This window comes from Klebsiella sp. PK01, from assembly GCF_057624675.1.
In genome coordinates this window covers 784736-798757 of sequence record NZ_JBYEZM010000001.1, presented here as the reverse complement: position 1 = coordinate 798757, position 14022 = coordinate 784736, and the positions used below count along the sequence as shown (strand labels likewise).

10 protein-coding genes are annotated in these 14022 nt (G+C 54.1%); 6 read left to right on the top strand and 4 right to left on the bottom strand.

Annotation, left to right across the window (positions count from 1 at the left end; translation table 11 throughout):
* Window positions 1-46: 46 nt before the first annotated feature.
* Window positions 47-667 carry a histidine phosphatase family protein gene (locus AC22LX_RS03835; protein ID WP_072048057.1) on the top strand — a complete coding sequence of 207 codons (621 nt, stop codon included), beginning with the start codon at window positions 47-49 and terminating at the stop codon, window positions 665-667.
* A 318-nt stretch (window positions 668-985) separates the two neighbouring features.
* Window positions 986-1570, top strand: a complete 585-nt coding sequence (locus AC22LX_RS03830) for a helix-turn-helix transcriptional regulator (protein ID WP_045397704.1) — start codon at window positions 986-988, stop codon at window positions 1568-1570.
* Window positions 1571-1589: 19 nt separating this feature from the next.
* Here AC22LX_RS03830 and AC22LX_RS03825 read toward each other — a convergent pair whose 3' ends face one another.
* Together AC22LX_RS03825 and AC22LX_RS03820 are read right to left on the bottom strand one after the other, a co-directional pair.
* Window positions 1590-2033, bottom strand: coding sequence for an acetyltransferase (locus tag AC22LX_RS03825; RefSeq protein ID WP_045397707.1), 444 nt, complete (start codon window positions 2031-2033; stop codon window positions 1590-1592).
* 367 nt (window positions 2034-2400) lie between these two features.
* Window positions 2401-4002 (bottom strand): aldehyde dehydrogenase family protein, encoded by a 1602-nt coding sequence (locus AC22LX_RS03820; protein ID WP_045397710.1) that lies wholly within the window; start codon window positions 4000-4002, stop codon window positions 2401-2403.
* A gap of 279 nt (window positions 4003-4281) precedes the next feature.
* Here AC22LX_RS03820 and AC22LX_RS03815 point away from each other — a divergent pair, with 279 nt between their 5' ends.
* Window positions 4282-5289 (top strand): AraC family transcriptional regulator, encoded by a 1008-nt coding sequence (locus tag AC22LX_RS03815; protein ID WP_074165853.1) that lies wholly within the window; start codon window positions 4282-4284, stop codon window positions 5287-5289.
* A 220-nt stretch (window positions 5290-5509) separates the two neighbouring features.
* On the opposite strand, the gene fdhF is transcribed toward AC22LX_RS03815, so the two are convergent.
* Window positions 5510-7660, bottom strand: coding sequence for a formate dehydrogenase subunit alpha (gene fdhF / locus AC22LX_RS03810; protein ID WP_045397730.1), 2151 nt, complete (start codon window positions 7658-7660; stop codon window positions 5510-5512).
* Window positions 7661-7904: 244 nt separating this feature from the next.
* Window positions 7905-8996, bottom strand: a complete 1092-nt coding sequence (locus AC22LX_RS03805) for a malate/lactate/ureidoglycolate dehydrogenase (RefSeq protein ID WP_015705181.1) — start codon at window positions 8994-8996, stop codon at window positions 7905-7907.
* Window positions 8997-9971: 975 nt separating this feature from the next.
* Between AC22LX_RS03805 and AC22LX_RS03800 the strand changes: the two genes are divergently transcribed.
* The 3 genes from AC22LX_RS03800 to AC22LX_RS03790 all read left to right on the top strand — a co-directional run bounded on the left by AC22LX_RS03800 (window position 9972) and on the right by AC22LX_RS03790 (window position 14017).
* Window positions 9972-11060, top strand: a complete 1089-nt coding sequence (locus AC22LX_RS03800; protein WP_020079034.1) for an ABC transporter substrate-binding protein — start codon at window positions 9972-9974, stop codon at window positions 11058-11060.
* Between the two features lie 124 nt (window positions 11061-11184).
* The gene (locus AC22LX_RS03795; protein WP_045361202.1) at window positions 11185-12954 is read left to right on the top strand and encodes an ABC transporter permease; all 1770 of its coding nucleotides are present in this window, start codon (window positions 11185-11187) and stop codon (window positions 12952-12954) included.
* Window positions 12947-14017, top strand: coding sequence for an ABC transporter ATP-binding protein (locus tag AC22LX_RS03790; protein WP_047050603.1), 1071 nt, complete (start codon window positions 12947-12949; stop codon window positions 14015-14017). The genes AC22LX_RS03795 and AC22LX_RS03790 overlap by 8 nt, the downstream gene beginning before the upstream one ends.
* The last annotated feature ends 5 nt before the right edge of the window (window positions 14018-14022 follow it).

Here is a 14022-nt window from a genome sequence, read left to right as displayed (position 1 = left end):
GCGCAGTTGGGACATTTTGATCAACAACGAGCATGGCCAGCTAACGATGAAATTGATACTTGTTCGACACGCAGAAACAGAGTGGAATTGGGAAGGAATTATTCAGGGGCACAGCGATAGCTCCTTGACCTGTCGGGGGTTGCGTGAAACATCCGCCCTACTAGCAGCGTTTAGTGCAAGTGAGTATCAAATAGAGCGTGTTTACGCTTCTCCGCTTGGGCGTGCCTGGCAAATGGGGCAAAGCCTGGCTGAACACTTTCATTGTTCACTGACGACTGAACCGGCCCTTAAAGAGCAGGCCTTTGGTCAGTTTGAAGGTATGCCGTTAGAACTACTCAGACAAAAACATCCAAACTATGCAAATGCATTATTCAGGCTTGATGCAGAGTATTGTCCACCAGGGGGGGAGTCACTGGCGCATGCTTCTCAGCGAGTTATGCGTTTTTTACAAAACCTGGAAGATACCTCATCACATCAACAAACAATATGTATTGTGTCTCACGGGCATGTCAGTCAGGGCACTCTGGCAATTCTTAAAGAAGGGACTGTCGATAGTTTCCCTCGCTATGCTCATCCCAATGCAAGTTATTCTGTTATCGACCTGATTAATGGAAAATGTATTGGCCTAAAGTGGGGGATTGCTACACATTTACGTCACCTGAATTAGTGGCTACCTTCCAGGCATTGAAAAACCATCCTGCCAGAGTCATCATTATTTAAGCACAATGTTCACTCCTCGCTGTGAGTTCAACGGGTCGATGCAACGCTATCCTTAGGGGGGACGTTGCTATGAAACGAAGAACTCGGATTAACTTATCCGCGTTGTGCCGGGAGTGCGCATCGCAAACTCATGCTCTTCTGATGACGTGGGTGCTAAAGATAATTGTCCATCCATTGAAACCTGACTTTTTCACACTGACACAATCAATGATTCCAGCCTAATTTAGGTAATGGCATAATCAGGCTGGCGAAAGTGAGGGTAAAAATGGATAAAACAGAGAAAAATCAGATAGTAGATAGCGACATTGCACAGTTATTACTAAAGCACAGGAAAGCTCGTAACTGGACGGTAACGGAACTTGCTCAACGCTCAGGCGTCAGCCAGGCGATGATTAGTAAGATTGAACGAGGCGTCTCCAGCCCCAGCGCGACTATTCTTAGTCGGTTAGCGAACGCCATGAATATTACGCTATCAAAACTTTTCGCCGAGCTTGAGCAACATCAGAATTCGCTGGTTCGTTTCGCTCACCAGCAGCAGCATTGGACAGATGAACAATCAGGCATTATTCGTTGGACATTGTCCCCGGCGGGCGCCAGCCCGGAACTGATAAAAGTTGAAATCCCTGCAATGGGGCAACTGACGATCCCCGCTTCCGCTATTGAGCATCTTTGCGGGCAAACACTTTGGATGCTGAGCGGCAACCTTGATTTTAGGGTCAATCATCAGACCCATCACTTACAAGCGGGTGACTGTCTTGCTCTTACCTTTGCAGGCGAGTGCCAAATGACTAACCCGGATAGCGAACAGAGCTGTACATACATCGTTGCGTTTAGCCAAAAAAACAGATGATATTTCCCCTGCTAAACGGTTAGACGCCATTCCCTTTACGCAGGTGCAGCAGGGGATAAGGTCTTCCCTGACTATCCTGCCCGGAGCGCCCTGAAACCTGGAAGCCCATATGTTGATAAAACCCGACAGCCTGTTGGTTTTGTTCATTGACGTCGACGCTTAAATCAGGATGAAGAGCAAGGGCATGGGATATCAACTGTTTTCCGACGCCAAGCCCGCGAGCAGCAGCATCTACGAACAGGGCCTCCAGATGGCCATCATGTAAAAACATAAATCCGAGTGGCTGGTCTTCATCATTTGTCGCTACCCATACAGGGGTTTCCGAAAAAAAGCCGACCACCTCTTTTTCGATCTCTTGCCGGTCATGGGCTGTCAGAAAATCATGCGTAGCATCGACAGAACTTTTCCAAATTTGGATGATGTCTTCCGCTTCAGAAGGTCGTGACATTCTGATTTTTATCATCTTTTTTTCCTTAAAATGGACATGTTTTTGGGTAATAACCTACAAAATGAATCCACGTAATTTACTATGGTGTAATTAAATTCACAATAGTGAAGGTGTCGTCAAGTCTATCGTTGCTAGACTCACTTTCAGGTGCAGAATGCCACGACCGGCTCTGGCCTGATAGCGCTCGAACTGGCGTACAAGCCGTTCGAGCACCACGATTTATTGTGGAAAGCCGCGATGAGTTCCGATTTATTGTTGTGGAGCTCACCCTATGCATGTCCTCAAGGTCACATTCACTGCTCAGGCTACGAAGCAGACTCGCTAGAAGATAGTCGAGTAAGGGGCAATGATAATGCCTTTCAGGCCGATGCGTTCTACTGACTCAGAAATCTTTTTTACGGAAGCTATCGCGGATGGCGTCCCCCATCAGACAGGTCAGGTTCATCCAGGTAGGCTCGACTGCGAAATTCGCCATGTTTCCAGCCATATTGTCGAACGCTCGCTTGTTTGTGTACAGCATGTGCCCTGGTGACATAAACTTTGTCTCCATGATCGATTTCTCAACGTTCTCGTAATTGAGTAGGTTGCCAAAGTTGCCGCGACCAGAAACGAACGTCTTGTCTGCCTCATTTCCACCCCAGGTCAGATAGGGGTTGAGAAAAATGAAGGACGGCATGCTGTTGATGGCGACCGCACCATATTCCAGGTCAGACACCGCCTGCTCGAGTAATTTCTGATGGGCCTTTCTGGTATCCTCATCGATAAGTATCGCACTGGCGAGCGTGCCCAGGAGCTGGGTGTTGGCGAACTTGACGGCGCCGGGGAGGAAGTGCGCGGCATTGGCTGGCAGATCTAGCGGCACCTCAGCGAGCACCAGGCTAAACGCTTCATGTGAAGTGGCGTAGCCACCGGGCTCAACGTCTGTTAGTAATATGACGTCGGAATGCGGATACCTGCCGCCCTCGGGGCTCAGTACTTCCGCATCGGGATAGGCCTGTCGAAAACCATCCACGACCTTGTCGGCGCCGGGGTAGTACATACCCATGGCCGGAGTAGTCTCCGAGATAGCGACCCGCAGCGCGTCGAGGAATTCCTTGCGCTGCGGCCAGTGTTTGCTTGTCACCAGAGTCTGGGGACGACCGCAGTTCGCGCCACCATTGAACTTTGCCATGGTGGCTATCTGCACTGCCTGATGCTCAATTTCCTTCTTTGTCCATGGCCGGTCGCCCGGCACGATGATGCATGGGTTATTGCCGCCGCATTCGGAGATAAGCGGCGTCTCTGTCGCTGACATGATAGCCTCGGCCGTTGCGGTTCCACCTGTAAAGTAGATCCGGGAGAGGCGGGGATCTACTGTCAGGTCTTGTCCCCGATCGGCATCGCAGAAGCTCAGAACGCGCCGATCGATCAGCGGCTGCATGATCTTCGCCCAAATCCTGTCGGTTTCTTCGTTCAGGTGATGCGGTTTGTGTACGACTGTACAGTTCTCGAAGAAGATCGCTTTCAACACCTCGAGCGCTGAGCTGTAGTTGCCGGCACCCAGCACGGCAATAATACCCGCGGGCTTTTCCATCGGATTGATTTGTTTCGGTGCGCCTTTCACACGGATGCGACTCTTCTGATCCGCGTACATCAACTTGTCCTTCCGCTCCTGCGGAAAGACATAAATATCGTAGAGATCCTCACTCACTTTTTCCACGCTCAGCGGCTGTGGCATCTTGCCGTCGAGAATGGATTCATAAAGGATGATGGCTGCCGAGACGGTACTCGCCATAGGAACGACGGTAGCAACCTTTGACATTGGGTATGAAAAAAGAGGCGCACCGAGGATGCCATTCTTCATCTTGCTGTCGGCGAAGGCGAGGTCATCACCGTACTTCTTCAGGTTTGCACGGATTTCCTCCAGCAGATGCAAACGTTCTGCGGGAGATGTTGTGGTCCATTTTTGGGGATCCAGTTGGTCGATAGCTTCGGTAGCATTCATTGGGATTTCTCTATTGTTCAGATTGGACCGCCAGGACAGGTGGAACGTGTCCTGGCTGGTGTGATGTTTACATCTCACTATAGGAAGCAAGCCACGACAACGCTCTGGCAATCCGCGCCAATTTTAATGCGAGAGATGCCAGCACAGGGAGTTGAGTCGCGGATGTTACAGAGTGGCGCAACGTGCAGTCATTGTGGCGCGGTTTGACGGGGGTTAAGCGCACGACTGCTCTATACTCTGAGCGTCGGTTGAATGAGCAATAGTGACGGAGTTCTGAAGGTGCAAAACAAAACTTTTCCCATGGATATTGGCTGGCTGGCAATACTGAAGGACTTAGGTGTTCAGCCTGGCCATGTATTACGTCGGGCCGGCCTTCCAGACGATTTACTCTCCCGTACAAGACAGGGGCTTTCTGGCGAAGACTATTTTCGTTTCTGGCGCGCTTTAGAGGCTGAGGCAAGTGATGCCATTTTTCCCTTACGCCTCGTCGAGACTCTCTCGGCTGATTCTTTCAACCCACCGCTGTTCGCTGCCCTGTGCAGCACGAATCTGGTACAGGCTATGCAGCGCCTCGCCAAATACAAGCAACTTGTGGCGCCCATGAGCCTTGAAGTCAATACGGGTGACGCAGGCGAGCTGGTCGTGACGCCTCGCTGGTTGTCGATACAAACCGCGGTACCTCACTCGCTGCAAGTGGCCGAGATTGCGTTTTTCGTGCGACTAGCCAGACTGGCTACCCGTGAGCACATTAAGGCGCATCGCGTTATCCTGCCGGAACTTCCGTCCAGTCGTTATCTCCGGCGTTACGAGAATTTCTTCGGCGTACCTGTGCAAAAGGGAGAGTATCCAGCAATCGCTTTCGCCGCTGTGGATGCTTTGCGTCCATTCCTCACGGTCAACGAAAGCATGTTTCACGCGTTCGAACCCGATCTTCGCCGACGGCTCAGTGAACTTGATTCGACGGCATCGACGGCGGAACGCGTGCGTGCTGTCTTACTGGAGCTGTTGCCTGGTAACGCGGCTACCATTGAGAAGGCCGCGGAACGACTGGGTTTGAGTAAGCGTACGCTTCAACGTCGGCTTGAGGAGGAGGGGGAAAACTTTCGCGCCCTGGTCAATATGGTGCGGGAGAGCCTTGCCCGACATTATCTGGCAAATACCACGATGTCCGGCGCAGAGATCGCTTTCCTCCTTGGATTCGAAGATCCCAATTCCTTTTATCGCGCATTCCAGGGGTGGACTGGAAAAACACCTGACAGCGTCCGTCATGCCATGCGCTTGAATTGAGGAAAAACACACCATGTCTAAACTTACCGAACAACGGAAAGTCCTGCTTGCTGGCGCCACAGGGCTGGTGGGCGGCTATATACTTCAGTCCCTGCTGGCAGGTCCCTGAGCGGTACAAAAGATTTTCACAAATTCGTCCTGCCAAAGAAGGCCTATTTTGATGTCAATCCAGACAGCGTCAGATTCCAGGGAGAAGCTAAGCCTCCCCCTGAATTCACCCTCAGGCGTTAGCCGCCGCCTTTAACCGCGCCTTCATCAGACTATAGGTCGTCCAGGCGTACCGTTCCGCCCAGTCCTGGTCGGCAATGGCCTCGACCTTCACCGCGCAGTACTTGGTTTCCGGCGTTTTCGAGATAGGATCCAGATTATCCTGGGTCAGCTCATTACAGGCGCCGACCCACCACTGGTAGGTCATGTACACCGCGCCGGGGTTGATACGCTCGCTGAGATCGGCGCGAGTCATCACTTTGCCGCGCCGCGAACTCACCCAAACCAGCTGACGATCGGCAATACCTGCCCGCTCGGCATCGGCAGGGTGCATCTGTATCCTGCCCGGTTCGTCCGCCAGCGACTGCAGCGCGGCGCAGTTGCCGGTCATTGAACGGCAGGAGTAATGTCCGACTTCGCGCACCGTGCAGAGCACCAGCGGGAAATCATCGTCCGGCGTTTCCGCCGGCGCGCGCCACGGCGCGGCGAACAGTTGCCCTTTGCCCGATGGGGTATCAAAGTGATTATCCTGATACAACCACGGCGTACCGGGGTGATCGAGCGTCGGGCACGGCCACTGCACGTGGCCCATATCGCCCATTTTCTCCCAGGTTACGCCGTAGAACAGCGGGCAGAGTTCACGCATCTCATCCCAGATTTGCTGGTTACTGGCGTAATGCATCGGATAGCCCATCTCGCTGGCCAGCAGGCTGATAATTTCCCAATCGCGTTTCACGTTACCTGTGGGAGAAATAGCCTGCTCGAAACGCTGGAAGCCGCGGTCGGCGCAGGTAAAGACGCCGCCGTGCTCGCCCCAGGACGTCGCCGGCAGCAGTACGTCAGCCACTTCCGCCGTTTTGGTCATAAAGATATCCTGCACCACCACGAAATCCAGCGCCTCCATCCCTTTGCGTACCAGACCCAGGTCAGCCTCGGTTTGCAGCGGATCCTCGCCCATGATGTAGTAGGCTTTGATTTCTCTCGCCAGCGCTTTATGCGGGACTTCGGTGATACGAGTGCCGATTTGCGTATCCATCAGCGCCGGATCGATGCCCCAGGCATTGGCGAATTTGGCGCGAACCGCGGCGTCGGTGACATCCTGATAGCCCGGGAACTGGTTGGGTAATACGCCCATGTCACAGGCGCCCTGGACGTTATTTTGTCCGCGAACCGGGCCGACGCCGACGTTAGGCCTTCCGAGGTTGCCGGTCAGCAGCGCGAGGCTGGCGAGACCACGAACGACATCAACCGCCTGGCCGAATTGGGTTACGCCCATTCCCCACATAATGGTGGCGGAAGGGGCGGCGGCGAAGGTACGCATCGCCCGCCGGATAGCCAGCGCCGGGACGCCGACCAGTGCTTCCACGGCTTCGGGAGAGTAGTCTTTCACCGCTTCGCGGTAGGCCTCCAGCCCTTCGGTATAACGCTCAACGTAATCGTGGTTGTAGAGATCTTCCTCCAGCAGGACATGGGCGAAGGCGTTGACCAGCGCCATATTGCTGCCGTTGTTGAGTTGCAGATGCTGGTCGGCGATGCGGGCGGTTTCAATGCGCCGCGGATCGCAGACGATGATTTTCGCGCCGTTATCGCGGGCTTTGAGCACCCGTCGCGCCACGATAGGGTGAGAATCGGCACAGTTGTAGCCAAAGACCAGCAGGCATTTTGAGTTCTCGATATCGCTTATTGAGTTACTCATCGCGCCATTGCCGAGTGAAGCCTGCAGCCCGGCGACCGACGGCCCGTGGCAAACGCGGGCGCAACAGTCGACGTTATTGGTATTGAGTACCGCTCGGGCGAATTTCTGCATCACATAGTTGGTTTCGTTACCGGTGCCGCGGGACGATCCGGTGGTCATGATGGCGCGCGGCCCGTACTTGGCTTTGATCTCGCTGAGCTTAGCGGCGGTGTAGCGAATCGCTTCTTCCCAGCTGACCGGGGTGAACGGGCCGCCTTTCTGATAACGAATCATCGGTTGCTTGAGGCGAGGCGTGAGAAGCTGCGTGTCATTGAGGAAATCCCAGCCGTAGTAGCCTTTCAGGCATAGCTGGTTTTGATTGGTGACGCCGTCGGCGGCCTCGGCGCGAATGATTTTATCATTTTCGACAACCAATTTGAGTTTACAACCCGCCCCGCAATAGGGGCACACGCTGGTAATTTTATTCATCAGTAACAGACCTGTTAACAGTGAAGATAGGGCGATAGCGCGCCGGGCCCGGCAGGCTACCGTCAGCAAACGCGCGACGTCGATCGTCGTGCGATGCAAATCGATTGCATAATGCGTGCCAAAGTGAAAATAGCGCTGATGACGCGGGATGAAGGTGATAAAGACGCGGGAAAATCACTGACGTCGTCACAAGTGACGATGACGCGGGACGCCGTGGCTGACGATCGCCCCGCGGGGACTGAGGTTAAGCGTTAACTTCCATATTCTGCTGCAGTTGGTTCAGCGTCTCTTGCGACATGCCGGCCTGCCGCGCGGCGGCGCAGATCGCCTGCCAGCTACTGGCATCGAGCGGAATACCGTTTGCCAGCCGCTGCTGACGATTGGCCGCTTCCCACTCACCAGGCGCCAGAATAGGCGTATCGGCATCGTGCGGCGACTGTTTACACCAGTCGATAAAGGCCTCGGTTTCGCGCTGCATCTGCGGCGCATCGAAGGCTTCAGGGCTGAGAATAATGGTAGTCATGCAGTTGAAGATGGCGTCGACGCAGCCCTGCAGGCTGTCCTGATGGGTCGTTTGTCCGCCTGAGACCGCGCCGCCGAGCACCTCGCAGAGCGTCGCCAGGGCATAGCCTTTATGTTGAGCAAAAGTGAGCAGGGCGCCAAGCGGCGAGGTCTGCATCACCGCCGGATCGGTGGTCGGTTCGCCGCGAGAGTCAATTAATGAGCCGGCAGGCACCGCTTCGCCTTTATGCCATGCGACGCGGGTTTTGCCAAAAGCTATGGCGCTGGTGGCGTAATCGAGCAGCAGCGGCGGATGGCCTTCACGCGGGAAGACCACGCAGAGTGGGTTAGTGCCGAAGCGACTATCTTTGCCGCGAAATGGCGCCACCATCGGGTCGCCGACGACGCTAACGAAATGAATGGATATTAACCCCTGCGCCGCGCATTGTTCCGCCCAGTAACCGATGCGCCCGATATGGTGAGCATTGCGCAGCGCCACGGCGGCCAGGCCGTGCTGTTTGGCTTTTTCAATCCCCAACTGCATGGCTTCATGGGCAACGACCTGGCCAAAACCGGCGTTGCCGTCGAGGGTGACGACGGCGCCGGCGTCTTTCATCACGCTGGCATGGCGGTTAAGTTGCAAAAAACCTTCGCTATGGGATTTTACGTAGCTCGGGATCATGCCGACGCCGTGGGAATCGTGTCCGGCAAGGTTGGCGGCGATCAGGTGGTCTGCGACCAGCGCGGCTTCGGTTGGCGTACTGCCCAGCTGCGTGAACAGGGTAGTGACGAAGTGGTGTAGCTCCGTGGGGCGAAATCGATGTCCTGTAGGCACGGATAGTCTCCTCGATGTATGTTGTTGTTTTGTTGCGTTTGCCGTTCCATGCTGCGCCGCGAGGCGCAGAAGATCAAGGCAATAAATATCTCTCACTAAATAGGGAGAATATTGGCATGGTTCATTTTGATGAAACCGCCCGGCAAAATGGTGTTGAATGTAATATTAGGTGAATATGTAAAAGGTTCATCTATTATTATCAGGGAAAAATTAAATATTGCTTTGAATAGCGTTATGTGATGGTTTTTTATTTGAGAAATTTTATTGTGATGGAGCGATAAAAGAGGTATCGTATTGATTCCGTTCAGTTGATGTAATAAATACCAAACCTGATAGAGTAATGGAATACATGTATAACATTTGTGGATAGAAATTATTTTTATATTGTTAGGCAAACATTATTGAGAACATCTAAAGTGAAAGTACCGGGTTCTCGATCGGGTTTATTGGCTTATGGTTACGTAGATGTTCAGGGGAGCCGAGACTATGCCAGTTGTGAAGTACATTAAGCATTCATTACTATTTGCGGTATGTTTTCTTTTTACTTTATGGCTCAGCAGCTATGGAAAACCTCTAAATGGCTTCACGCTTTGGGTGATAGATCATACCTGGTGCCTGTTTAACTCCCGTCTCAGTCAACCATATGAATCAGGAGCAGATCCCATTTCTTTTATTACCATCCTGGTAATGGCGCTGCTGTATGCGCTGCTCCTGTTTTTCTTTATTCGAATGGTCCTGAAGAAATGCAAATAAAAGGCTTTGACCATAGCGCTAATCGCTCCGTGACGCCGCAGCATTAATCTGTGACCTCGCTCGCTGTTTTCACTATTCGCTGAATAAACTCCATAAACACCACTTTTTAAACTACACCACTGTCACAAAAGCCATAAAAAACCCGGCCCATGCGTTGCAGAGGTTGTTACAGCACTATATGTTAAATTTGTGTTTAATTATTGATGCTTAAGGGTTGGTTTTATGTATAAGAAAATCGGTGGTTTAGTGGTTTCACTGACGACAGTCTTCTCGTACTCCGCGCTGGCGGAGGTGCCGCAGGGCTACCCGGCAGATTATCAAAAGGTCGTTGATGCCGGGGTGAAAGAGGGCAAAGTCGTGGTTTATTCCACAACGGACACTAAAGCGGCGGGGCCGTTAATTAAAGGCTTTGAAGCGCAATATCCTGGGATTAAAGTTGAATATAACGATATGAACAGCACCGAGCTGTACAACCGTTATATTAGTGAACAAGCTGCCGGCGGCGGGAGCGGCGACGTGGTGTGGAGCTCTTCCATGGACACGGCGCTGAAATTAGCCACCGATTATGCGCAAGAGTACGCTTCGCCGGAAGTCGGCAAGCTGCCGAAATGGGCGGTCTGGCAGCAAAAAGCATACGGCACAACCTATGAGCCGGTGGTCTTTATCTATAACAAACGGCTGATCCCACAAAATGAAGTGCCGGATTCACATACCGCATTGGCCAAACTTATCGCCGGGCAGGCTGATAAATTTAAAGGCAAAGTCACCACCTACGATATCGAGAAATCCGGGCTTGGTTTTATGCTGGCGGTGCAGGATAGCAAGGCTGACGGCAATTACTTTGCAGACCTGGCGAATATCGCCAAAGGCGGCCTGACGGTGCAATCCTCTACCGGCACCATGATGGAGCGCGTCTCCTCCGGTGAAAACCTGATCGGCTATAACATCCTCGGCTCCTATGCCGAAGCGCGCGCTAAAACCGACCCGTCATTAGGTATTGCCTATCCGAAGGATTACGTGCTGGTGCTGTCCCGCGTCTCATTTATCACCGCGGAAGCAGGGCACCCTAATGCGGCGAAACTGTGGTTCGACTATGTACTGTCGGAAAAAGGGCAAACGATTCTCGCCTCTCAGGGTGATATTCCATCAATTCGCAACGATATTGAAGGTAAAAATGATATCGACGGAATGACGAAATTACTGGGCAATGCCCTGAAGCCAATTCCGGTGGATGAAAGCCTGTTGCAATATCTGCAGCCTAAACAGCGTCTGGAGTTTATTAAGCAATGGCGTGCCGCCGCTGCGAAATAAAGTAATGGCATGTGGAAATTCCCCTGGAATGCAGTCGGGGGAATGACCTTATCAGTGTTCAGTAAATAAGTACTCATATCTCTTCTTGATCATTTATCTCTGCACTTTGCCAGGGGAATTAAAAATGAACATTTTACGCAGAAAGTGGCAGGGGCTACCGCGTGGCATGGTGGTATTGATTGCGGCGCTGGTGATTTACGTTCCGCTATTATTTATCGTGGCGCAAAGCTTTCTGTCCGCGCCATTTTTTGCCCGCTCAAAAGAGTGGAGCCTCGAAGCCTTCGGTTTTATTTTTACCGATCCGGATTTTTATCTGGCCTTGCGCTCCGGATTTATTCTCGCCTTTGGTCTGGTCATTATCGCGATTCCGCTGGGCGGCATTCTGGCCTTTTTAATGGTTCGCACCGATTTACCCGGCAGACGCTTTATTGAGCCGCTGATCCTGGTGCCGATTTTCGTCTCGCCGATGGTGCTGGGCTTTGGTTACGTGGTGGCAGCCGGGCCGGTCGGTTTCCTGTCGCAGTGGGCGCAGGCGTGGCTTGGTTTTGTGCCGTGGAATATCTATTCGATGTTCAGCATCGTGGTAATCGCCGGTTTAACGCACGTCCCGCACGCCTATCTTTATATCTCCTCGGCGCTACGTAGCGTCGGTTCGGATGTGGAAGAGGCGGCGCGTACCGTCGGCGCCACGCCGCTGCAGGTGATGACCTCGGTGAGCCTGCCGATGGTACGGCCGTCCATTCTCTACGCCTGCGTGCTGCTGTTCTTCCTCGGCCTGGAGGTCTTTGGCCTGATGCTGGTGCTCGGCGATCCGGAAGGCAACATGGTGCTGGCGACCTATCTCTATAAGTTGACCAATAAACTGGGAACGCCTTCTTACCATCTGATGGCGGCGGTCGCGGTGGTGTTAATCTGCATTACCATTCCGCTGGTGATGTTGCAGCGCCGGTTGATGCGTACCGCCAACCGCTTCGTGACCATGAAAGGTAAAGCGTCGCAGTCGCGCGCCTTGCCGCTGGGGAAATGGCGTTGGGTCGCGGGCGCGGTCGTGGTGGCGTGGTTGACCGTGACCATCGGCGTCCCGCTGCTGGGCGTGGCGCTACGGGCCTTTATTTCCAATTGGGGCGTTGGCGTTTCGCTATGGGATGAGCTGTCGCTGGCGACTTTCCGCAATATCTGGCAGCAGCCGAACCTGCTGCGGGCGATCGTCAACTCGATGGCGATCGGGATTATCGGCGGCGCGCTGGCGGTGGTCTGCTATCTGTTTGTCGGTATCGCCATGCACCGCAAGCCGGATAACGTGACGCGTTTTCTCGACTACAGCGTGCTGGTACCGCGTGCGGTGCCGGGCCTGTTGGCCGGTCTGGCGTTTCTGTGGGTGTTTCTGTTTGTGCCGATGTGGCTCGATCAGTCGTTGAAAAACGGCTGGCTCTCGGCGCTGCCGGTCGCCGACTGGCTGCGCGAACACCTTATCGTGCAACTGCGCGCGCTGCGCAACACCATTTTCAGCGTCTGGTTGGCCTATACGGTGGTGTGGATGGCCTACGGCCTGCGCCTTATTTCATCAACGCTCCTGCAGGTGGCGCCGGAGCTGGAGGAGGCCGCGCGCAGCACCGGCGCCTCTCGCGGGCAAATCACCCGCCACGTCACTGTTCCTCTGGCGCGCTACGGGCTTATCGGCTCCTGGCTGCTGATGTTCCTGATCTTTGAACGCGAGTATTCAACCGGCGTTTATTTGTTGTCGCCAGGCACCGAAACGATCGGTTCGATGCTGGTCTCTCTGTGGGCGGCGGGCGCCATTGATATCGTCGCGGCGCTATCGTTTATCAATATTCTGCTGGTGGTAGTCGGTCTGGGTATCGCCCTGCGCTTTGGAGTGAAATTACATGATTGAGTTATCGGTAGACAATTTACATCTGACCTATGGCGACAACCCGGTGCTGAAAGGGGTGTCGATGGAGCTCAAACGCGGAGAGGTGGTGTCGCTGCTCGGCCCTTCAGGCAGCGGGAAAACCACGCTGCTGCGTGCGGTTGCTGGTCTGGAGAAACCGACCGCCGGGCGGATCACCATTGGCAATAACGTGGTTTATGACGGCAGCCCGCGTAGCGAGATCCCGGCGGAAGAGCGTAATCTCGGGCTGGTGTTCCAGTCCTACGCCCTGTGGCCGCATAAAACGGTATTCGACAACGTGGCCTATCCGCTGAAACTGCGTAAGGTGGCCAGCGGCGAGATTAAACAGCGGGTGCAGAGCGTACTCGAGCAGCTAGGTCTGGGACATCTGGGCAACCGGCACCCGCACCAGCTTTCCGGCGGCCAGCAGCAGCGCGTGGCAATTGGGCGGGCGCTGGTCTATAACCCGCCGGTTATTCTGCTGGATGAGCCGCTATCCAACCTCGACGCCAAGCTGCGTGAAGAGGCGCGGGTATTTCTGCGCGAGCTCATTATTAAGCTGGGCCTGTCGGCGCTGATGGTTACCCACGATCAGAATGAAGCGATGGCGATCTCCGATCGCATTTTGCTGCTTAACAACGGCGTGATTGAACAGCAGGGGACGCCGCAGGAGATGTACGGTAACCCAGCTACTCTGTTCGCCGCCGAGTTTATGGGCAGCAATAACCGCCTGCACGGTAAGGTGACGGCGCTGGAGAACGGACGCGCGCGGGTTGAAGGCGCCAGCTGGGCGCTATGGGGCCGCGCGGGCGAGGGGATAAGCGTTGGCCAGCCAGCGACGGCGGTGATCCGCGTCGAACGCCTGCGACTTGACTGCTCGCCGCAGGATAACAGCCTGGAACTTCCGCTGCTGACCAGCATGTATCTCGGCGATCGGTGGGAATATTTGTTCCGCACCGAGGGCGATGACTTTGCGATTCGCGCCTACGGCACGGCCCTGCGTGACGCCGAACATTGTCACCTGACGCTGCCCGCGGACGATGTGTGGATCTTCCCGCAGCGATAAACTTT